Raw genomic sequence first — 21026 nt, 5'->3', positions numbered from 1 at the left:
GTCGGCGCGAGGGAGGCGGGGGTCAGTCGTCGCCGGCCGCCGGCTCCGCCGCCACGGTCGCCGACTCGGCACGGCGGTGTAGCGCCAGCGAGCAGGCAAGCGCGACCAGGCCGGCGAGCGTCGCCAGCCCGAACGCGACCTGGTAGCCGAACTCCGTGTAGACGCGCGCCCCGGCCACGGTCTCGCCGGTCCAGTAGGCGTCGAGGACGAGGCCCATCGCCACCGGGAAGACGGCGGCGCCGGAGAAGCCGATGCCGTTGACGACGCCCATGGCGACACCCGAGGCGGCGGCGCTGTGTTGCTCCTTGACGACGGCGTAGCCGAGCGCGAACGCGCCGCCGAGCGCGCCCGCGATGAACAGGACGATGCCGACGACGAACTTCGGCGGCGTCCCCAGCGCGAGGACGGCGAACGCGGCGGTGTAGACGACGCCCCCGGCGACCATCAGGACGGTCCGGCGCTCCAGGCGGTCGGAGAGCCGGCCGATGAGCGGCGGGCCGAGCAGCAGGCCGACGCTCCCCACCAGCGCGTAGGTCGAGGCCTCCGTCACGCCGACGTTCGGGTAGTTCTGGACCATGTACGGCACCCCCCACAGCCCGATGACGGTGAGGTTGACGCCGATCTCGCAGAAGAGGACGATGCCGACCAGCCAGGTGTCCGCGCCGCCGAGGACGCGCTTGGCGTTCGTGACGACCTTCGACAGCGACAGCGTCTCGGCCGACGGGACGCCCTCGATGGCCGGGAGTCCGGCGTCGGCGGGGGAGTCCCGGGCGGCGACGGCGACGATTACGCCCATCACGAGGCCGATGAGGCCCAGCCCCAGCATCGCGGTCTGCCAGCCCGTCCGCTCGACCAGCAGTGCCAGCGGCGTGGTGGCGATGATGCCGCCCAGCCCCGCGATGGCGATGGTGACGCCGGACATGGTGGCGAACTCGTCCGGGCGGAACCAGTTCGCGCAGAACCGCAGCGTGGCGATGAAGACGACGCTCCCGCCCAGGCCGACGAGCAGCCGCGCGGCGAAGGCCGCGGGGAACAGCGGCGCCACCGCGAACAGCACGCCGCCGATGCTCATGACGACGGTGCCGACGGCGGCCGTCCAGCGGATGCCCGCCCGGTCGGCCAGGACGCCCGCGACGATCTGGAGCGGCGCGTAGACGTAGAAGAACGCGGCGTGCAGCGTCCCGAGTTCGGCCGCGGTGGCGTCGAACGACCGCGCCAGCCGGTCGGCGAGGACGGCCGTCGACAGGCGGTGGATGTTGACCAGCAGGAACGCGCCCGCCAGGACGGCGAACACGAGCCACCGACGCTGCCCGGGGTTCCGGAGCGGTCTCACGCGTTCCACGCCGTCGGCAGCGAACTTGAAAGAACCGACTGTGGCCGGCGGCCGAACCGGCTGGACCCGCTACATCCCCTTCGCCATCAGCCGGCTCCGGATGAGGTCGGCGTCCTTGTTGCCGGCGGCCGTATTGAGCAGCACGACCGTGTCGTCCGTGCCGAACTCGCCGGCCCGGGAGAGCGCCCAGGCGCCCGCGGCGGCGGCCGCGCCGGCCACGCCCGCCTCGAGCCCCTCGTGGAGGGCCACGGTCGCCGCGGTGTCCATGATGTCCTGGTCGTCGGCCGCGACCGCGCCACCGCCCGTCTCCCTGACCGCCCGGAGCGCCGCCCGCCCGCCGGCCGGGTTCGGCACCTCCAGCGCACCACAGACCGTGTCCGGGTACTCCCACGGCTCGGCCGTCTCGGCGCCCGCCTCGAACGCCTCGACGATCGGCGCACAGCCCTCGGACTGGGCGAGGTACAGCGGCGTCGTCTCCTCGACCAGCCCGAGGTCGCGACACTCGCGGGCACCCTTGGCGAGCCCCGTCACGCCGACGCCGTCGCCGGTCGGGCAGACCACCGCGTCGGGGAGCTCCCAGTCGAGCTGCTCCAGTAGCTCGTAGTAGGCAGTTTTGGCCCCCTCGTGCCGGTACGGCGTGACGAACGCCCGGAGCGGGTGGTAGTCGTCACGCTCGGCTATCACGTCCTCGTACGCCTCGATGGCGTCGTCCAGTCGGCCGTCGACCACGTACATATCACCGCCGTGGACGTTGATCATCGCCTTGTTGACGAACGACGCCCGGGACGGGACGAACGTGTGTGACTCCATGTCGGCCCGGGCGGCGTAGGAGGCGATGGCCTGGCCGTCGTTGCCGGTCGAGGGGAGCGCCACGTCCGTCGCCCCCTGTGCGGCCGCGGCCGAGACGGCGAGCGCCGCGCCGCGGTCGTCGAACGTGCCCGTCGGGTTCCGTCCCTCGTCCTTGACGAGGACACGCCCGACCTCCAGTTCCTCGGCCAGCCGCGGGGCCTCGACCAGCGGCGTCGACCCCTCGTCCATCGTGACGGCCGCCGACTGCGGGACCGGCAGTACCGGCGCGTACCGCCAGATGCCCGCGTGCCCGTCGGTGAGCGGGTCACGCGCGAACGACTCCCGGGAGAGGTCGAGCGACTCGTAGTCGTACGTCGGGTCGAGGACGCCGCCACAGTCCGGGCAGCGCCCCGGGCCGTCGGCCGCGTCGAACGACGCCCCACAGTCGAGACAGTCCAACCCGTTGAACGCGTCCGTCGTCTGCATGCTCGACATTCGGGGGCGGTCGGCAAAGACCTGTTCGTCGCCGCCGGACGTGCCGGGAACGCCCGGCGCGGCGGGAGAATCTAGAATCAGTTCGAACGGAGTTCGCATAACCGCTTAGTGGGTGTTCCGCGTTCATCCGAGTGACATGTGCCCTGCTGGACCCGACGACGGACCCGCGGACGGACCGTCGCGGCGACGCCTCCTCGCGGCGACGGGGGGCCTCGGCGCGGCGCTGCTCGCTGGCTGCACCGGTGACCCCGACGGCGACGGTGGCGACGGCGGAACCGGCGGCAGCACCGACGGTACGAGCGGCAGTAGCGGCGGTGGTAGCGACGGTGACGGCGAGAGTGCGGCCACCTGGCGGACCGCGGAGCTCACCACCGTCCGCGGCGACGAGTCGTTCAGCATCGCGGAGCTGTCCGCGCCCGTCGTCATCCAGTCGTTCGCGGTCTGGTGCCCCAAGTGCCAGCGCCAGTCCGAGGCGCTCGCCGAGCTGGGTGACTCGGTGACGGTCGTCGGTCTCAACACCGACCCCAACGAGGACGCCGAGAAGGTCCGGACCCACGCGGAGGGTAACGGCTTCGACTGGCGGTTCGCCGTCTCACCACCGGCGATGACGGAGTCGCTCATCGACGCGTTCGGCACGACCGTCACGAACGCGCCGAGCACGCCCGTCATCGTGAGCTGTGGTGACGGGAGCGCGGAGTTCATGGCCGGCAGCATCCAGTCGGCGAGCGAGCTCCGGACCGCCGCCGGGGACTGCTGAGATGGGGTTACTCGGCCAGCTCGCGACCTCCTACACGCTCGGGCTGGCGACGCCGCTCTCGGCCGTCTGCGTCATCCCGCTCTATCCGGGGTTCCTCGCCTTCCTCTCGAACCAGGACGAGGACGCCCCCTCCATCGCCGTCCTCGGGGGGCTGGTCGCGCTGGGGGTCATCAGCTTCATGGCGGGCATCGGCGTCCTGTTCACCACGCTGCTCGAGATATCCCTGACCGCGGTCGTGGAGTCGGTGTCGGTCCCGGCGTTCGTCCTGCTGGCGGCACTCGGCGTCGTCCTCGTCGCCGACCTCCACCCGCAGTCGCGGCTCCCGACCGTCGAGCCGCCGGGGAGCCAGTACCCGTCGCTGTCCGCGTTCGCCTACGGCGCCTTCTTCGGCGCCATCGTCCTCCCCTGCAACCCGGGGTTCATCTCCGTCTTCTTCGCCCGCGCCTTCCTGTTCACCGACCCCGTGTCCAGCATCACCAACTTCGGCGTCTTCGGCGTCGGCATGGCCACCCCGCTGCTCGCCTTCGCCGTCGTCTCCGAGGGCGCGCGGAACCGCGTGCTCGGGCTGCTGACGGGACACCAGCGCACTATCGAGGTCCTCACCGGGCTGACGCTGCTCGCCATCTCGCTGTACTACCTCCTGTTCGTCTTCGAGGTCGCCGGGCCGCTGGGGCTGCCCGGCGACTCGCCGGTGGAACCGCGGCTCGTGACGACAGCGGTTTAGTCCCCGCCGCGAGAACCGCACCACATGACCGATGTCGCCGTCGTCGGCGGTGGGCTGGCCGGGCTGGTCGCCGCCCGACGACTCGCGGAGGCCGGCGCTCGCGCGGAACTGTTCGAGCGCCGCGACGAGTTCGGCGGCCGGGTCCGGACGACCCACGACGGGGACTACACGTTCGACCGCGGGTTCCAGGTGCTGTTCACCTCATACCCCGCGGCGAGGCGCGAGCTCGACCTCAAGCGGCTGAACCTGCGACGGTTCCCGCCGGGGGCCATCATCTGCCGGCCGGGGCGGCGGTCGACGCTGTCGGACCCGCTCCGGGACCCCGGGGCCGCGGTCGAGACGATACTGAACCGCGATGTCCGGCTGACCGACAAGCTCCGGCTGTTCCGGCTCCAGCGCCAGCTCGCGGGGCGGAGCGAACGCGAGGTCTTCGCCGGGGAGGATACGTCCATCCGGGAGTTCCTCGCGGACTACGGCTTCTCGACCGCGCTCGTCGAGCGGTTCGCGGAGCCGTTCTACGGCGGCGTGACGCTGGACCGCTCGCTCGCCTCGTCGGCGGCGGTGTTCCGGTACACGTTCAAATGCCTCTCCGCGGGCGCCATCGCGGTCCCGGCGGCGGGGATGGGGGCCATCCCGGAGCAGCTGGTCGCGCGCGCCGAGCGAACCGACGCGACCCTCCACGCCGGGCAGGCCGTCACCGGCGTCGAGCCGGACGGGCCGGACCCGCAGACCGACGGCGTCGCGCTCACGCTGGACGGCGTGTCCGGCACCCGTCGGTTCGATGCCTGCATGGTCGCGACGGACCCGAGGACCGCGAGCGACCTGACAGGTGTCCGGGCGCCGGAGGAGCGCCGGGGCTGCACGACGGGCTACTACTCGCTCCCGGCGAACAAGGACCTCCGGACCGGGGGGCGCATCCTGCTCAACGCCGCCGACGCGCGGCCCAACGAGGTCGTCCCGATCTCCGCGGTCGCACCCGAGTACGCCCCGGACGGCCGGCAGCTGCTGAGCGCCACGTGGCTCGGCGTCGAGGACGCGGCCGACTCGGAGCTGACCGAGGAGCTCCGTGCGGCGCTGGCCGACTGGTATCCCGAGCACCGGTTCGACGAGCTCCGGCACGAGCACACGGACCGCGTCCCGTTCGCGCAGTTCGCGCAGCCGCCGGGCTTCCGCGACAACCTGCCCGGAATCCGCGACCCCGACGGGCCGGTCTACCTCGCCGGTGATTACACCTCCTGGTCCTCCATCCAGGCCGCGCTCGACAGCGGCGCCCGCGCGACGGGGGCGGTGCTGGACGAGCAGGGCGTCTGACGGGCCGGCGACCGGTTCACAGCAGTTCCCGGAACCGGCCCAGCGGCGGGAACGCCAGCGTCTCCGCGGCGGCCTCGTCGTGGACGAGCGGCCGGAGCAGGTCCGCGTCGGTCACCAGCGGCGACATGAAGTCGGCCGTCGACATCCCGTTGACCGGCGTGCCCGCGGCCAGCCGGGTGAACGGCGGCAGCATCAGCAGGTCCGCACCCCGGTAGCAGCCCCGCCCGTGGAGGTAGCAGGGCCGGCGCTGCCCCTCGATCTCGATGGTCGGATGGTCGTGGCCCACGACGTAGAGGTCCGGGTCGGCGGGGTCGTCCCCGTCGACGGCGGGCGGCTCGTGGCCGTGCAGGACGACCACCTCGCGGTCGCCATCCGTGAGGCGGTGCGCGTCGGCCGTGGGCCCGTCCCACAGCTCCCCGAGCATGGTGTCGTGGTTGCCGGGCGTGACAACCACGCGGGCGGCGGCGTCCTCGACGGCCCGCTGCAGGTCGCGCAGCGACTCGCGGACGCCGCGCGGGACCCCCTGGAAGGAGTGGAGCAGGTCGCCGCCGACGACCAGTTCGTCCGGCTCGAACCGCTCCAGCAGCGCGACGACCCGCTGTGTGATGTCGCGGTCCTCGCCGAGCCGGAGCTGGACGTTCGAGCGCTGGTCCCGCCCGAGATGCGTGTCGGCGAGTACGAGCGCGCCGGCGCGTTCGAGGTAGACCGCGCGGTCGCGGAAGGTCGCGCCCTCGACGGCGGCACCCCGCGTGGACATGTCCCCTCGTTGCGGACGGGCGGCGAAAAGGGTCCCGGCTGTGGCGGCCGCCTCAGACCGCGAGGTCGCTCTTCTCGCTCTTGACCTCGACGGCCGCGGCGTCGACGTCAATCACGTCCATGTGCATCGGGATGAACTCCCGCTTGGCGAAGGTCTCGCGCTCGTCCTCGCTACCGACGGTGCACCAGAGCTGGACCTCGTCCGGGCCGTGCCAGTCGCCCTGGCGGGCGATGCCGAAGCAGACGTACTCCTCGCCGTCGACCTCGATGACGGCCTCCTTTCGGATGCCGGGGTCCCCGTGGATGATGAGCCGCTTCATGTGGGTGGGTTTCGAACATCGGGGGTTAAGCGTGTCGAAGCACCGCCTCCGGGGGTGAGCGGGGGTGGAACCGAACCGGTTTTAGGGGCCGACGCGCTACCGTCGGCAAACCATGGAGATGCCACGCCGGTTCAACACGTACTGCCCGCACTGTGACGCGCACCACCAACACGAGGTGGAGAAGGTCCGGACGGGCCGCTCCTCGGGCACCAAGTGGGACGCGCGTCGAACCCGTCGGGGCAAGAGCGTCATCGGCAACGCCGGGCGCTTCTCAAAGGTCCCCGGTGGCGACAAGCCGACCAAGAAGACCGACCTGCGCTACCGCTGCTCGGACTGTGGGTCGGCCCACCTCCGCGAGGGATGGCGCGCGGGCAAACTGGAGCTGACGGAATAATGTCGGGTGATTTCGTCTCGGTCCGATGTCCGGACTGCGAGAACGAACAGACCGTCTTCGGCAAGGCCTCCACCGAGGTGGCCTGCGCCGTCTGCGGCCACGCGCTCGTCCACCCCACCGGTGGCCTCGCCGACATCGAGGCCGAGGTGCTGGACGTCGTCGAGTCCCGCGCGTAGACGACCGGCATCTCTCGTCACCGTTCTCGCCCGCTCAGCGGCCGCGCTGGTCGCCGGCGCCCGCTCAGGACCGCGTCTCGACCACCGACCGGTAGGCGTCGTCCAGTTCCCGCGCCACGCGGTCCAGCGAGTGCTCGGCGGCCGTCTCCTCTGCGTTCTCGCCGAGACGCTCGCGGAGCCCCGGGTTCGCCGCCAGCCGGTCCAGCGCGTCGACGTACTCCCCGAACGACGAGCACATGAGACAGTCCTCCCCGTCCGTGTAGAACTCCCGGAAGACGGGGATGTCGCTCAGGACGACCGCTTTCCCGCAGGCCATCGCCTCCAGCACGACGATGCCCTGGTTCTCGTCCTTCGTCGGGAGGAGGAACACGTCGCCGGCGCCGTACGAACCGCGGACGTCCTCCACCCAGCCCGTGAACGTGACGTTCTCGGGCGGGTCGCTCGTCCACTCGCGGACGACCGGCGAGGCGTGCGGTCCCTCGTCGACGTGGCCGAACCAGGTGAAGTCGTAGTCGACCGCCCGCGCGAGTTCACAGAACGTCGTCAGGCCCTTGCGCTCGAAGACGCTCCCGACCGTGAACACGCTCAGCCCGTCGATACCGTACCGGTCGCGGTACTCCTCGCGGAGCCCCTCGTGGCCCGCGAGCCGCCCGGCGTCGACGCCGTTGGTCATCTGGCGGATGGGGGCGTCGACGGGGTAGGTCTCGATGTTCGAGCGGGTGTATTCGGAGGGGACGAGGACGAGGTCGGCCTGCGAGTAGAACCAGCGGAGGTAGCGCCGCAGCGGGCCCGTCACCCGGGAGGAGAACCGGAACGACTCGGCGAAGTCCTCGGCCGTGACGTGGGCGTGGAGGACGAGCGGCACCCCGTTCCGGCGGGCGTGGCGGGCGACGGCGACGCTCCCCGGCCCGATGACGTTGCAGTGGGCCAGGTCGTAGTCGCGGAAGGGCGAGTCGCCGAGCAGACGACGACCCGCCGCGGCGACCGGCGACCCGCCGCGCCACGGCGAGGTCTCGACGACGTGGTCGGTGTCGGCCAGCGCCGCCCGCTGGTGGGCAGTGCTGGTGCCGATACCGCTGCGCGCCAACCGGTCCTCCAGTTCGAGGTAGTTGAGGACCCGCATCGCCGGAGGGATTCGGGCGGCGGGCTAAACGCTGTCGGGTCGCGACGGCGGGATCGTGACGGGCCGCATCCGGTTCGACCGTGGATTCATGCCCGCTTCGGCCCTCCACGGAGGCATGGGACCGGTTCGCGCGGCCATGGACACGGTCGACCTCTCGGAGGAGCAGCGACTCGTCCGGCGGTCCATCCGCGAGATCTGCGAGGCGTACGGCGACGACTACTGGCGCGAGTGCGACCGCGAGGAGCGGTACCCGGACGCGTTCGTCGACACGCTCGCCGGGGACGGCTGGCTCGGCGCGCTCGTCCCCGAGGCGTACGGCGGCCCGGGGATGGGGACGCCGGAGGTCGTGGTGATGATGGAGGAGATCGCCGCCAGTGGCGGCGGGTTCGCCGCCACGCAGGCCGTTCACGGCGGCATCTACAACGTCCCGCCCATCGTCGAGTACGCCAGCGAGTCGCTGAAGGAGGAACTGCTGCCGAAGCTGGCCCGCGGCGAGGCGGCGGTCCAGTCGCTCGGCCTGACCGAGCCGAACGCGGGCTCGGATTCGACGGCGCTCGAGACCGTCGCCGTCCCCGCGACCGACGACGGCGACCCGGAGGAGTACGTCGTCGACGGGCAGAAGCTCTGGATCTCCCGGGTCGACCGGACGGACTACATCGTCCTGATGGCCCGGACCACCCCACGGGACGCCGTCGAGAAGCGCACCCGGGGCATCTCCATGTTCCTCGCTGACGTGGACGCGCTCCGCGAGCAGGGCGCCCTGGAGACGCGACGGATACCCAAGACGGCCGCGAGCGCGGTCCACAGCTACGAACTCTGGTTCGAGGGGGCCCGGGTGCCGGCGGACCGCCTCATCGGCGAGGAGGGCCGGGGGTTCTACCAGCTGCTGGACGGACTCAACGAGGAGCGGCTGGTCATCGCCGCCGAGTGCATCGGGCTCGGCGAGGCCGCACTCGACGCCGGCGCCGAGTACGCCGCCGAGCGCGAGGTGTTCGACCGGCCCATCGGGAAGAACCAGGCCATCCAGCACCCGCTGGCGGAGGCGTTCGCCGACCTCGTCGCCGCGAAGCACGTCGTCTACAACGCCGCCGACCGGATCCACGACGTCGAGCGCGAGCAGGCGGGCGTGCTGGCGAACACGGCGAAGTACCTCGCCGCCGAGGCCGCCTTCGAGGCCGCCGACGCCGCGGTCCAGGCCCACGGCGGCTTCGGCGTCGCCCGCGAGTACGACGTGGAGCGGTACTTCCGGGAGGCCCGCCTCTGCCGGCTGGTCCCCATCGCCCAGGAGCTCGCGCTGAACTACATCGGGACGACCGCACTCGGGCTGCCGAAGTCGTACTGATACGTCCGTTTCCGGGGCGGTTCGTGATCTATCGGGGTGATACCCGACTTGTTCCGGAGTTTGAACGGGGAATACGGACATTACCACGCGATCCGCATCGGCTCGGCATCCCGGCGGAAACCGGAACGGCGTAGTGGCGCCCACGACTCCGACCGGGTGGATGGGTGTTCGTACGGCGGCGGGCCGACTGCGCGGCGGCGGCCGGGGGTGGGTGCTACTGGCCATCGCGGCCGGTTGGGTGTTCGTCATCGGCGGGCGCTTCCTCGTTCCGGCGGTGCTGCCGCAGGTGACCGGCGCGTTCGAGGTGGGAAACACCGGCGGCGGGGTCGCGGTGACGGTCATCTGGGCGACCTACGCGCTGATGCAGTCGCCGGCCGGCGCGCTGGTCGACCGGGTGGGCGAGCGCCGGCTCCTCGCGGGCAGCCTGCTGCTGTCGGCGGGCAGCGTCGGCGTCCTCGGGGTGGCGCCCGTCTACCTCGCCTTCCTCGGCGGCTGTGCGGCCTTCGGCTTCGCGACCGGGCTCTACGGACCCGCTCGCGGGACCGCGCTCGCCCGGACGTTCCCGGACGACGACGGCGCGGCCATCGGCGCGACGCTGGCCGCCGGGTCCGTCGGCTCCGCCGTACTCCCCTTCCTCGCGGGGGCGCTGGTGGGGTCGGCCGGCTGGCGGCTGGTGGTCGCCGGGCTGGCGCCGCCGCTGCTGGTCGCCGCCGCCTTCGCCTGGCACAGCGTCCCCGAGCGCGACGGCGCGTCGACGCCCGACCCCGTCCCACTGGCCGACCTCGGCGGGGACGTGTTCCGCGCGGTCCGGCGCCGGGGCGTCGCCATCGCCGTGGCCGCGGTGACGCTGATGCTGTTCGCGTTCCAGGGGCTCTCCGCGTTCTACGTCACATACCTCGCGCGGACGCTCGACCAGCGGGTGGCCGCGGGGCTGTTCGCGCTACTGTTCGTCGGCGGCGCGGTCGCGCAGTTGGGCGGCGGCGCGCTGGCCGACCGCTACGGCGAGCGGATCGTCCTGACCGTCGTCTCCGCGGTCGGCGCCGTCGCGGTCGCGGCCGTGCCGCTCGTGGGAGGCCTGCTCCCGCTGGCCGCCCTCTCGCTCGTGCTCGGGACACGGCTCGCCATCGCGCCGGTGTCGAACGCCTACATCATCGCCGTCCTCCCGGACGCGGTGACCGGCACCGCGTGGGGCACCCTCCGGACGGCCTTCTTTCTGCTCGGGGCGACCGGCTCGACCGTCGTCGGGGTGATGGCCGACCGCGCCCTGTTCGACGAGGCGTTCTACCTGCTCGCGGCCGTCACCGCGGTCGCGGCGCTGCTCTACGCGTTCCTCCCATCGCGGGCGACGGCCGGGGCCTGACGGCCGCTCCGGCCGACGGCCCTACCGGAGCCCGCCCTCGAACAGTTCGCCGTCCTCGTTGTCGTGGGTGACCACGACGGTGGCGTCCTCGCGGCGGGCCAGCGCCTTTATTTCCCGGAGCGACTCGATCGACCGTCCGAGGTCCCAGTTGAACGAGGCCAGGTGCTCGCGCTCGTAGCCGTCCTGCGTGTGGGCGATGTCCGCCCCGAGGACGACCGTCCCCGCGTCCGGGAGCTCGACGACGACCGACTGTTGGCCGGGCGTGTGCCCGGGGGTCGGCATCGTCCGGACGCTCCCGTCGCCGAACACGTCGTACGGGCCCTGGAGCGCCGTCACGTCGTACTCGGCCGACCGGAGCATGTCGAAGTCACCCTCCAGATAGAACACCTCCTGGACCGGGACGGGCCAGTTGGCGTACCGGAGTTCCTGCTGCTGGACCAGGAACTCGGCGTTCGGGAAGCTGTCCATGTGACCGGCGTGGTCCGAGTGGAGGTGGGTCATGATGACGTAGTCCACCTCCGTCGGGTCGTAGCCGGCGTCGTCGAGATGAGCCCGCGGGTGGCTGTCCGGGCCGTAGTCGATGGTCGGCAGGAACGCCTCCATGAAGCCGGCGCCGTGCTGGCCGTACGCCGCCGGGTCGTCCAGCATCTCGTGGCTGATGCCCGTGTCGACCACGACCGTCCCCTCGGGGTGGTCGACGAGGTAGAACGGGCAGACCGCGTCGTACCCCTCGCCGGGGTTCGTCAACTGTACCAGGAAGCTGTTGTCGAGCGTCCACGTCGCCGTGTTGAACTCGTGTACCACGTCGGCTGTCGTCATGTGACAGCACGTCGCACGGACGGCTGACCGATAAAACTAGGCGGCGTGGTCGAGTCGGGTCACTCCCCGTCGTCCGCGACGTCGCGACGACGCCGCGAGCCGAAGTCGAGCATCCCGCGGGGACCGAGCGCCTCCAGTTCGTCGGTGGCCGTCTCGGGGACGTCGGACTCGCGGATGCGGCGGGCGACCTCGTCCGCCACGTCGGGCACCTCGACGGCGCCGCCGGTGGCGGTCTCGACGGCGCCGCCGGTGGCGGTCTCGACGGGTTCGCGGAACAGCTCCTCCTCGACGGTGTCGACGAGTTCGGCGGCCTCCCGGTTCAGCTCCAGCACGTCCGCAGCCAGTGTCGGGTCCGGCCCACCGGTCGCGACGGAGCGGTCGTCGCCGAGGGCAACGCGGTCGAGCTCGACCGACGGTTCCCCCTTCACGTCGGCCTCGCCCGGCACGATCGCGCCGGGTCGACCGGCCCGCAGTCGCCGGACAACGAGCGCCGCGGCGCCGAGGCAGGCGGCCGGGAACAGATACCGTCGCCAGCGGGGGTCCGGAATCGCTCATCGGCCGGTGGGAACGGCTTCGAGGAGAGAAGTCCGGGTGCTCCCGGCGGCCCGGTTCAGGCGCCGCCGTCGTCGGTCCGCTGTCGGTACTCCTCTCGGGCGGCCTTCAGCGCCGCGACCAGGACGTAGATGGCATCGACGATGTCGATGTCGTCCATCGCGGACTCCACGTCCGCGTCGACCGGGAGCGCGTCTGTCGCCGCCGGCTCCGAGGCGGCCGACTCGTCGCTTACGCTCGCCGGCTCCGAGGCGGACGACGACTCGTCGTCGGCCCCGTCGTCCCCGCCGCGGAGGACGCGGACCAGCAGTGCGACCCCCAGCAGGACGACCGCCCCGGCTGCCAGCTTCTTGCCGCCGATACCTCCCTCGTCATCGCTCTCGTCTGCCATACGCGGCCGTTCAGCCCGGTGGGGCTTAAACGGTGTCGGGAGCGGAGCGACGACGACCGCGGCCGGGCGCGAACGCCCCGTCGAAAGGACCATGCCACCCGGCCCCGAGGACGGGATATGCGTCAGGCGACGTTCGTCATCAGCGCCGGCCGCGGCGGGCTCCACCCCGCGGACGCCGCCGTCGCCGCCGAGCCGGGCATCCAGCGGCTCTCGATCCGCCAGATCGACATCCTCGACGACGGGACCGGTATCGTCGTCTACACCTCCCGCGGGGAGTTAGAGCGGGGGAAGCGGCTGCTGGAGGCCCGCGACGACATCTACGACGTCGACTACGTCGGCGAGACGGACGGCATCACGCTGGTTCACTTCGAGCCGAACGATACGGTCCGGAACCTGTTGGCCGTCGGCCGGAGCCAGCCCATCGCCCTCGACCTCCCCATCGAGTGCCTCCCCGACGGGGGGGTCCGGGTGACCGTCCTCGGCAGCGACGCCGCCATCAGCGAGGTCGTCGACGGAATGCCCGAGTCCCTGGCGCTCTCCCTGGAGTCGATGGGGACCTACGACCCGGACCGGTCGGACCCGTTCGCCGCGCTGACCGAGCGCCAGCAGGAAATCCTGCTCACGGCGCTCGAACTGGGCTACTTCGAGACCCCACGGCAGACGAACCAGGAGGCCATCGCCGAGGCGCTTGACGTCTCGACCGCGACCGTGGGCGAACACCTCAGGCGCATCCAGGCGACGCTCATCCCCTCGGTGGTGCCCCGCGCGCTCCGGGAGTAGCGACCCGGCCCCCGGGAGAGCGGCCCGTCGCGGGCATCAGCCGGAAAGGTACGAACCGATGTAGGCGCCGATGCCCCCGACCACGGCCGCGGGGATGCCGCTCTCGATGATCTGCTTGCCCAGCGCCGCCTGGTCCAGGCCACCGCCGCCACCGCCGGCGCCGGTGGAGTACTGCGCGATGACGTTGATGGTAAGGAAGAGCGTGAGACCGGTCATCAGGTAGAAGCCGACGAGCGAGGCGGACCCACCGATAGCGGTCGCGGTGAGGCGCCGCCCCGGGAGGGCACGGCCGATGAGCGCCCCTGCGCCGACCGCCATCAGCGGCCCGACCAGGAACGGCGTGATGACGTTGTGCAGCAGCATGATGCTGACGAGCGTGTTGTCCGTCGGCGCGGTGCCGGGCTCGACGAACTGCTCGATGAGGAAGCCGAGGATGAAGTTCGACCCCAGTCCGAGGCCGACCCCGGCGGCGATGAAGATGCCGACGACGCTGCCGACGTACCCCAGCAGCGAGCGCCCCCGGGGCGCAAGCAGACCGTCCTCGGTCCCGCCCTCGGCGTCACCGGCCCCCTCGGCCTCCTCCGCGACCGGCGGGAGCTCCGTGCTCCGGCCGCCCCCCTCCGGGGCCGTGGTCCCCCCGTCGCTCCCGACCGGGCGGTCGGCCGTCGTTCGCCAGCCGTCGGCCGCGAACCGCTCGGTCCCGTCCCGCTCTGTCATGTCCACGGGATGGGGAGTCGGTCACAAAGGGGTGATGCCAGGGTTGCAGGGAGGTTTAAGACGTGGAGTGGTCGGGAGCCACGGGACCTATATCCGGGGGGCGCGACCGAATCCGGCATGGAAGTCGACGGCGCGGCGGCGCAGTGTGACGCGGTGCTGGCCGAGCTGACGGCCACCGTCATCGGGGAGCGGTCGTTCTTCGAGACGGTACTGACGGGGGTCGTCGCCGACGGACACGTGCTGCTGGAGGACGTGCCGGGGACCGGCAAGACGCTGACGGCCCGGAGCCTGGCCACGACGCTCGGACTGGAGTTCAACCGTATCCAGTTCACCCCGGACCTGCTCCCCTCCGACATCACCGGGACCCACATCTACAACGAGCAGGCGGGCGAGTTCGAGTTCTCCGAGGGGCCCGTCTTCGCGAACGTCGTCCTCGCGGACGAGATCAACCGCGCGCCGCCGAAGACCCAGGCCGCACTGCTCGAGGCAATGGAGGAGGGCCAGGTCTCCGTCGACGGGGAGACGCGGAGCCTCCCGGAACCGTTCTTCGTCATCGCGACGCAGAACCCCGTGGAACAGGAGGGCACCTTCCGGCTTCCCGAGGCCCAGGTCGACCGGTTCACCGTCAAGAGTTCGATGGGCTATCCCGACCGGGACGGTGAGCTCGAACTCATCGACCGGCGGGCCGACCGGGACACCCAGGCGCCCAGCGCGTCGAGCGTCACCGAGCGCGAGGCCGTGCTGGCGATGCAGGCGGTCCCCGAGACCGTCGAGGTCCACGACTCCGTCCGGGAGTACGTCGTCGACCTCGGGCGGGCGACCCGCCAGGACAGCCGGGTCGAGGTCGGCGTCTCCCCCCGTGGCGTCCAACTTCTCTTCGAGGCCGCCCGGGCGCGGGCCGTACTGGAGGGGCGCTCCTTCGTCGCCCCCGACGACGTGCGCGCGGTGGTCTATCCGGTCATGACCCACCGGCTGGTCCTCACGGGCGAGGCGCAGGTCCGGGACATCGACAAGCGCGACGTCGTGACGGACGTCCTCGACCGGGTGCCGGTTCCGGCGATGGACGACCTGTAGCTCAGAGGCTGAACAGGAGGAGGGCTGCGCCCGTCGCCAGCACCAGCGCCATCAGCCCCGTGACGCCGGGGACGGCGACGGCCCCGGTCAGTAGTGACCCCGCGCCGAGGGCAACCCCGACGGCCAGCACGCCGACCGCGAGGCTGCCGCTCGCGTGGGTCACCTCCGCCCGGGTCGTCCGAGCGTCGGGAACCAGCTCCTCGGTCAGCCCGCGGCCGTACTCGCCGAGGTCCCAGGCGAGGACCGCGAGCGCCGCGACGGCGAAGGCGAGCGCCCCGGCCCCGACCAGCAGCGCGACGGCCGCGAGCGCGAACGTCGCGAATCCGGCCAGCGACGGCCCGAACACGCGTTTCAGCCCGGTTATGATGACGACCCCGCCGAGCAGTCGGAGCGCAGCCGACGCGGCGAACAGGCCGAGTCCGGCGACGACGACGCCGAGCGCGAAGGGGCCGAACGCGGCGAACGACTCGGCCAGCCCCGCCCCCACGAGCTCGAGGAGCCGCCCGCGGAATGTGTCCGCGACGCCGCTGGCCGTCAGGAGTCCGGCCACGGCCGCGGCGGCGAGCAGTCCGCCGAGTGGTGGCGCCACCCGCCGGGCGAGCGACTGCGGGCTGGCGCGGCTGGCCATCCGGAACAGCCGGTAGACCGCCGTGACGCCCAACGCCGCGGCCGCGAGGGCCACCAGCAGGTAGCGGAGTGCCGGCGCAGCGACGGTGCCGACGACAGGGCCGGTGATGGCAGCCGGCAGTGTCGAGCGGAGGCCGTCGAGCGTCGGGCCGTCTCCCGCGAGTGCCACGGCGGGGAGCCCGACCGCGAGGAGGAGGGCGAGTATCGCGACCGACCTCGTCCCGCGCTCGGCGGCCGCGAGTCGCGTCACGACGGCCGCCCGGCGCTCCGGGGCGACCAGCGTGTCGGCGGGAATCGTCCGCAGCGCCCGCCCGACGAGCAACGTGGTCACCAGCAGCAGGACCGGGAAGACGACCGGTGCGAGGTCCGGCGGCGAGGCGAGTAGGTGGCCGACCGCGGTGCCGAACGCGCCCGCGACGAGGCCGAACACGGCCCGGGCCAGGCCGAGGTCCGGGAGGACGAGCAGCCCCAGCAGGACGGCTGGCCCGACGGAGGCGCTCGCGGCCCGCGAGGTAGCCGCGCTCAACTCCCCCTCCTCGGGGACAGTCGACCCCGAGAGCGCCGCGACGAAGCCGGCAGTTCCGATGGCGAGCACGGTCACGAGCGCGGCGAGCCCGCCGCCGACGCTGTCGAGCGCGACGCTCGCCGGCAGCCCGGCGCCCGCGACGACGAGCAGCCCACCCGGCACCAGCAGGCCGGCGCCGAACGCCTGGACTGGCGGCCGCTCGCTCGCGAGGGTGTAGACGGCGGTCGCCAGGATGACCCCGGCGAGCAGCGCCTGCACGGTCGCGCCGAGCCCCAGCACGAGCCGTCCGACGAGCAGCGACGCCAGCAGCGCGACCGCGCCGCTGGCGGCCGAGGTGCCCTGGACGCGCCAGAGCCGTCGGCGCGCACCGACGAGCCGTTCGCGGAGCCGCTCCCGGCGCGACGGGGGCTCCGTCTCAGCGAGCGGCGAGGTCATAACGACCGCCCCCACGAGCCGAACACGTCGGCCAGGGCCAGCGCCAGCGGCGCGTCCAGCGACCAGTCGACCACGGGCACCTCCCGTCGGACGAGGCGGCGCCGACGCGTCTCGCGCCGGACCGTCGCGAGCCGTCGGCCGAGCGACGGGTCGCCGCCCTCGACAGCGGTCCGTATCGCCGGCGACAACACGGTCAGGGCGTGGCCGCGATGGACCAGCGCGTCCGACAGTCCCGTCACCAGGTCGTCGCTCAGGGGCGTGCAGCAGACCACCTGCGTCCGCGGCGGGAGCCGCTCGGCCAACCGCCGACCGACCTGCTGGCCGACCGCCTCGCCCGGGCGGCTCGAGCCGTTCCCGGTGTCGGCGTCGGTCCCGCCGTCGGGCGCGGCGGTCCGGTCGGGGCTATCGGCCGACTCCTCGCCGGCGTTCTCCAGCGCGGTCTCGCTGGCGGTCCGGACCGCCCCGCCGCCGCCCGGAGCGACGTAGCCCCCAGCGCCCTCGCCCAGGTTCGAGAGGACGCTCACCCCGACGCGGTGGTTCTCGTCGAGCAGCGTCGGCAGCGCTCGGGAGACCGCGTAGACCGAGAGGTCCAACGAGTCGGGGCCGTAGCCGGGGACTGTCCGCTGGGCGTCGGGCCGGTCATCGACGAGGAAGACGACGGTCATGGCCCGCTCCTCGCGGAGGTCGACGGTCGTCAGCTCGCCGGTCCGGGCGTAGCGGCGCCAGTCGATGCGGCCGACGGGGTCGCCGGGCTGGTAGTCACGGGTCGCGTAGAACTCGACACCGCTGCCGCCCGAATCAGTGGGCGTCCGCCCGACGTACTGGATGGTATGGTCCTGCAGCGGGACAGCGTCGAGCAGCGTCTGGCAGGTCACCGCGTCGGCCCCCGCCGCCGCGACCTCGGTCTCCGTGGCGACGGCGCCGGCCAGGGTCCGGGTTCGGGCGACCGGCGTGCCGAACTCGAAGGTCCCCCGCGGGAGGCTGCAGTCGTACGAGAGCGTGGCCGTCTCCCCCGACCGGAGCGCGGTCGCCAACTGGGTCGGGCCGTCGACCGGGACGCCGTTGGGAGGGTCGTCGGCGACCCGGAGGTCGGCCAGCGGCCGGTCGCCGGTGTTCTCGACGGCCAGCGTGACGGTCACGTCGTCGCCGGGTCGGGGCTCGGTGTCGCTCACCGAACGCTCAACGCGCAGCGATGGCTCCGGGGCGCCGCTGAGATAGCCGAACACGCCGTACGCCAGCGGCACCAGCGCGAGGATCATGAACGTCGACTCCCCGGTGGCCAGCCCGAGCACGCCGGCACCGAGCGCGGCCAGCAGCCCGGGTCGCAGCCGGTCGGCGCTCATATCGCCGCACCTCCGTCGGTCCCCCCCTCTGTGGGTGGTGACTCCCCGTCGACACCCGCGTCCGAGGCCTCCGTCTCGCCGTTACGCTCGTCGGCGAGCAGTCGTTCCGTCTCGGCCAGCGCGTGCCGGACGCGACGGTGGTAGGCACTCTCGCCCCGCAGCAGGTCGAACAGCCACTGGCCCCACGACGGCGTCGGGGCCTCGGGGCCGCCGACGAGCGCACTCGCCCGGAGGTCGTCGGTCCATGCGCCGGTCTCGACCGCCTCGCGCGCCGTCTCGTGGTCGACGCCGTGCTCGATGGCGTACGCGTCGACGGCGGCCGTCCGGACCGTCTCCTCGACGTCCTCACGCTCGTCGAGCCGGCGCTCGCGCGTCGCCTCGAGGTCTGTGGCCGCGGCCAGGTCCCCGTCGAAGCGGCCGCCGAACCGCGGCGCACACCCCGTCGGTTCCGACCGCGGGAGCAGCGGCTCGATGGTCGTCGACCGCGACGCTCGCGACCGGAGGAACAGCAGCACGAGGGCGACGCCGACGAGCAGGGACAGCACCACGGCCGGCGGCAGCGCGCGCAGCAGCTCCAGGACGACCGGCGGCAGCGGGACCGACCCCGGCGCCAGAGCGACGACGACGGCGAGCGCGAGCGCCAGCATGGCGACGACGGCCACCACCCTCCCTGCCCCACCGAGGTCGTCGCCCGCGCTCATCGGTGGGCATCCCCCTCGCCGTCCGCGTCGGGCTCGCCGGCCGGCTCGTCCGGGCCAGCATCCGCCGCGGCCGCCGGGTCGATGTCGAGTTCGGTCGCCGCCTGCTCGGCGTGGTCGGCGTGGTCGGCGGGGTCCGCGTCACTGTACTCGACGGCCCGGAAGGCATCCGTCAACTGCCGGACCGGCTCCGCCGGGAACCCCTCGTCCAGCCCGCGCCCTGCGACCTCGCCGGGCGTCGTCGTCCGTGTCCGGCGGACGCCGAGTCGGTCGACGAACCGCGCCCAGGCCCGTTCGACCCGTTCCCGTGAGTCGAGCGACCGCGATCCGGCCGCCGGGGCGTCGGCCGTCGTGGCCTCGTCGCTGCTCCCGGTGACGCGCTCGCGGAGCGATCGGACCCGCTCGCCGGGGACCGCGAGGAGCCCCAGCAGGGCGGCCCGGAGCGCGATCAGCCGCTCCCGGGCGTAGGCCCCGAGGTCGACATCCGGCGCCGAGATGGCGGCGACGGTCGCCCGGACCTGCTCGCGGAGCGCCGCGAGCGTCCCCTCCGCGCCGGAGGCGAAGCCGACGAGCCCCGACAGCAGGTCCGCCGCCAGGTCCGACAGCGTCGCCCGAAGCTCCTCGGGCAGGCTGCGCCCGGACACCCCGGACTCCCGGTACAGATAGCCGAGACCACCCGCCAGCGCGAGTAGCCCGAGGAGCACGGCCAGCGGGGTCACGAAGACGGCCTGCGACCGCGTGACCGTCAGCCCGGCCGCGGTGGTGACGGTCACGTCGACCGTCGGGGCGAGCGGGAGCGTCGTCGTCAGCGTCCCGTCGGTCCCGGTGCGGCCGGCCTCCGAGCCGTCGACCGCGACCGTCGCGTTCGCCACCGGCGACCCGCCGTCGATCACGTCGAGCGTCGCGGACCGGCCCGGGAGCCCGACCGGAAGCACCTCCGAGCGCAGCGACACCTCGATGTCGGCGAGCGTCACCGACCGCTCGGCCGCGAACTCGCCGCGCTCGGCGCGCACCGTCATCGACTCCGCCACCGGGAGCACCGCCGAGAGCTGGCCGCTGATATCGGTCTCGCCGACGCGCTCGCCGCCGACGATGACAGTCGCGTTCGGGACCGGCGTGTCGTCGAACACGACCCGTACCGTCGTTGTCTCGCCCGGGCCCGGGTCGCCCGCGAGGCGGAGTTCGAGCTCGCCGTCGATCGGGACGCTGACCGTTCCGTTGTCGGGCCGGGAGAGGGAGTAGTGCCGGTCGGATAGCGACTGGCTCCCCGGCACGGCGACAGCGTTCGCCGGCGTCCGGACCCCGACCGAGAGCTGGCGGACGAACGGGACGCGTGCGGTGACGAACCCGTCCCCGTCAGTCCGCCCGACCGCCTCGCCGTTGAACGTCACCGTGACGTCCGGGACTGGCTCGCCGTCGCGAACGACGAGGACGCGCGTCTCCCCGCCGGGAACCGGGTCGTTCGGGAAGCAGACCACGTACGGGTCCGAGTCCAGGCATTGCCCGCCAGAGCGTTCGATCGCCTCGACGAGGCTGCTGGGCGTGTCGGTCCCGTCACCGGCCTCGCCACCGGTGCTCCCGTCGCTTCCACCTGCCTGCTCGCCGGACTCGCCGCCGAACAGCCGCGCGAACGCCTCGACGAACCCGCCGCCGTCACCACCACCGCTATCCCCCGATTCGACCGCACCGCCGGAGCCGGCGGCACCGGACCCGCCGCTTCCGCCACCACCGCCCGAGCCGGCACCGGACCCACCGCTGCCACCCGAGCCCCCGCCGGCGAGGCTCTCGAACAGCGACGACGGGCCGTCACCGCTCAACAGCCCCGACTGGTCGAGCCCGAAGTCCCCGAGTCCGCCACCGCCAGCAGCATCACCGCCGCGTCCGCCGCTCCCGGCGGGCCCCGCGCTACCCTGCCCGGTCGTGGCGTTCGCTCGTTCGGAGCCGGCCAGGGCGCCGACCTCGCGGGCCACGTCGTCCGCCGGCGCGGCGGCGCCGAACAGCGGGAGCACCGCCGCCGACAGCACCAGTGCGCAGGCGGCCGCGACCGCCAGTAGGGCTCGTACGGGTCGGCGACCGCTCGACGTCACGTCACGCCCCCTCCATACCCTATCTCTCTTGCAGTGCCCGTTTATGTATTGTGGACACCCGACCGCGGGCTGGCGGGTGCTGCCATCGGTCGCATCG

The 21026-nt window shown here is 72.9% G+C and carries 22 protein-coding genes; 9 read left to right on the top strand and 13 right to left on the bottom strand.

Going from position 1 to position 21026, the window contains the following annotated elements:
* Positions 1–22 precede the first annotated feature (22 nt).
* Positions 23–1333: an MFS transporter gene (locus DP107_RS12975; RefSeq protein WP_144262577.1), complete on the bottom strand. Its 1311-nt coding sequence runs from the start codon at positions 1331–1333 to the stop codon at positions 23–25.
* A gap of 69 nt (positions 1334–1402) precedes the next feature.
* Positions 1403–2608 (bottom strand): threonine synthase, encoded by a 1206-nt coding sequence (locus DP107_RS12970; protein WP_144262576.1) that lies wholly within the window; start codon positions 2606–2608, stop codon positions 1403–1405.
* Between the two features lie 145 nt (positions 2609–2753).
* Between DP107_RS12970 and DP107_RS12965 the strand changes: the two genes are divergently transcribed.
* From DP107_RS12965 to DP107_RS12955, 3 genes are read left to right on the top strand one after another with little or no spacing between them, the layout of a single operon-like run.
* Positions 2754–3374, top strand: coding sequence for a peroxiredoxin family protein (locus tag DP107_RS12965; RefSeq protein WP_144262575.1), 621 nt, complete (start codon positions 2754–2756; stop codon positions 3372–3374).
* Between the two features lies 1 nt (position 3375).
* Positions 3376–4098 carry a cytochrome c biogenesis CcdA family protein gene (locus DP107_RS12960; RefSeq protein WP_144262574.1) on the top strand — a complete coding sequence of 241 codons (723 nt, stop codon included), beginning with the start codon at positions 3376–3378 and terminating at the stop codon, positions 4096–4098.
* A gap of 24 nt (positions 4099–4122) precedes the next feature.
* Positions 4123–5409 (top strand): NAD(P)/FAD-dependent oxidoreductase, encoded by a 1287-nt coding sequence (locus DP107_RS12955; protein WP_144262573.1) that lies wholly within the window; start codon positions 4123–4125, stop codon positions 5407–5409.
* A gap of 16 nt (positions 5410–5425) precedes the next feature.
* Here the strand turns inward: DP107_RS12955 and DP107_RS12950 are convergent, their stop codons facing one another.
* The gene (locus tag DP107_RS12950; protein ID WP_144262572.1) at positions 5426–6166 is read right to left on the bottom strand and encodes a metallophosphoesterase; all 741 of its coding nucleotides are present in this window, start codon (positions 6164–6166) and stop codon (positions 5426–5428) included.
* Between the two features lie 52 nt (positions 6167–6218).
* Positions 6219–6485 (bottom strand): HAH_0734 family protein, encoded by a 267-nt coding sequence (locus tag DP107_RS12945; protein ID WP_144262571.1) that lies wholly within the window; start codon positions 6483–6485, stop codon positions 6219–6221.
* Between the two features lie 112 nt (positions 6486–6597).
* On the opposite strand from DP107_RS12945, the gene DP107_RS12940 reads away from it, so the two are divergent.
* Both DP107_RS12940 and DP107_RS12935 read left to right on the top strand, forming a co-directional pair.
* On the top strand, positions 6598–6879 hold the full coding sequence (locus tag DP107_RS12940) for a 50S ribosomal protein L44e (RefSeq protein WP_144262570.1): 282 nt from the start codon (positions 6598–6600) through the stop codon (positions 6877–6879).
* Positions 6879–7055 carry a 30S ribosomal protein S27e gene (locus DP107_RS12935; protein WP_144262569.1) on the top strand — a complete coding sequence of 59 codons (177 nt, stop codon included), beginning with the start codon at positions 6879–6881 and terminating at the stop codon, positions 7053–7055. The genes DP107_RS12940 and DP107_RS12935 overlap by 1 nt, the downstream gene beginning before the upstream one ends.
* A gap of 64 nt (positions 7056–7119) precedes the next feature.
* Here DP107_RS12935 and DP107_RS12930 read toward each other — a convergent pair whose 3' ends face one another.
* Positions 7120–8178 (bottom strand): glycosyltransferase family 4 protein, encoded by a 1059-nt coding sequence (locus DP107_RS12930; protein WP_144262568.1) that lies wholly within the window; start codon positions 8176–8178, stop codon positions 7120–7122.
* Positions 8179–8293: 115 nt separating this feature from the next.
* On the opposite strand from DP107_RS12930, the gene DP107_RS12925 reads away from it, so the two are divergent.
* Together DP107_RS12925 and DP107_RS12920 are read left to right on the top strand one after the other, a co-directional pair.
* Positions 8294–9520, top strand: a complete 1227-nt coding sequence (locus DP107_RS12925) for an acyl-CoA dehydrogenase family protein (protein ID WP_144262567.1) — start codon at positions 8294–8296, stop codon at positions 9518–9520.
* A gap of 160 nt (positions 9521–9680) precedes the next feature.
* Positions 9681–10880 carry an MFS transporter gene (locus DP107_RS12920; protein ID WP_144262566.1) on the top strand — a complete coding sequence of 400 codons (1200 nt, stop codon included), beginning with the start codon at positions 9681–9683 and terminating at the stop codon, positions 10878–10880.
* Between the two features lie 21 nt (positions 10881–10901).
* Here DP107_RS12920 and DP107_RS12915 read toward each other — a convergent pair whose 3' ends face one another.
* The 3 genes from DP107_RS12915 to DP107_RS12905 all read right to left on the bottom strand — a co-directional run bounded on the left by DP107_RS12915 (position 10902) and on the right by DP107_RS12905 (position 12642).
* Positions 10902–11699, bottom strand: coding sequence for an N-acyl homoserine lactonase family protein (locus tag DP107_RS12915; protein WP_144262565.1), 798 nt, complete (start codon positions 11697–11699; stop codon positions 10902–10904).
* 59 nt (positions 11700–11758) lie between these two features.
* Positions 11759–12145, bottom strand: a complete 387-nt coding sequence (locus DP107_RS12910) for a hypothetical protein (RefSeq protein ID WP_144262564.1) — start codon at positions 12143–12145, stop codon at positions 11759–11761.
* A 164-nt stretch (positions 12146–12309) separates the two neighbouring features.
* Positions 12310–12642: a hypothetical protein gene (locus tag DP107_RS12905; RefSeq protein WP_144262563.1), complete on the bottom strand. Its 333-nt coding sequence runs from the start codon at positions 12640–12642 to the stop codon at positions 12310–12312.
* 117 nt (positions 12643–12759) lie between these two features.
* Here DP107_RS12905 and DP107_RS12900 point away from each other — a divergent pair, with 117 nt between their 5' ends.
* A complete protein-coding gene (locus DP107_RS12900) occupies positions 12760–13422 on the top strand; it encodes a helix-turn-helix domain-containing protein (RefSeq protein ID WP_144262562.1) in 663 nt (220 codons plus the stop codon).
* A gap of 36 nt (positions 13423–13458) precedes the next feature.
* Here DP107_RS12900 and DP107_RS12895 read toward each other — a convergent pair whose 3' ends face one another.
* Positions 13459–14139 (bottom strand): hypothetical protein, encoded by a 681-nt coding sequence (locus DP107_RS12895; protein WP_144262561.1) that lies wholly within the window; start codon positions 14137–14139, stop codon positions 13459–13461.
* 117 nt (positions 14140–14256) lie between these two features.
* Between DP107_RS12895 and DP107_RS12890 the strand changes: the two genes are divergently transcribed.
* Complete coding sequence (locus DP107_RS12890; RefSeq protein ID WP_144262560.1) at positions 14257–15213, top strand: AAA family ATPase; 957 nt, start codon at positions 14257–14259, stop codon at positions 15211–15213.
* Between the two features lies 1 nt (position 15214).
* Here DP107_RS12890 and DP107_RS12885 read toward each other — a convergent pair whose 3' ends face one another.
* The 4 genes from DP107_RS12885 to DP107_RS12870 are packed head-to-tail and all read right to left on the bottom strand — an operon-like array spanning position 15215 to position 20929.
* On the bottom strand, positions 15215–16801 hold the full coding sequence (locus tag DP107_RS12885; RefSeq protein WP_144262559.1) for a DUF7519 family protein: 1587 nt from the start codon (positions 16799–16801) through the stop codon (positions 15215–15217).
* Positions 16798–18144, bottom strand: coding sequence for a DUF58 domain-containing protein (locus tag DP107_RS12880; protein WP_144262558.1), 1347 nt, complete (start codon positions 18142–18144; stop codon positions 16798–16800). Before DP107_RS12880 ends, DP107_RS12885 begins: the two co-directional genes overlap by 4 nt.
* Positions 18141–18845: a DUF7269 family protein gene (locus DP107_RS12875; RefSeq protein WP_144262557.1), complete on the bottom strand. Its 705-nt coding sequence runs from the start codon at positions 18843–18845 to the stop codon at positions 18141–18143. Before DP107_RS12875 ends, DP107_RS12880 begins: the two co-directional genes overlap by 4 nt.
* A complete protein-coding gene (locus DP107_RS12870; RefSeq protein WP_144262556.1) occupies positions 18842–20929 on the bottom strand; it encodes a DUF4129 domain-containing protein in 2088 nt (695 codons plus the stop codon). The genes DP107_RS12875 and DP107_RS12870 overlap by 4 nt, the downstream gene beginning before the upstream one ends.
* Positions 20930–21026 lie beyond the last annotated feature (97 nt).

The sequence above is a fragment of the Haloglomus irregulare genome, from assembly GCF_007421925.1.
Lineage (GTDB): Archaea > Halobacteriota > Halobacteria > Halobacteriales > Haloarculaceae > Haloglomus > Haloglomus irregulare.
Note: the sequence above shows the minus strand (reverse complement) of the source record. Positions and strands in the feature narration are given on the sequence as shown.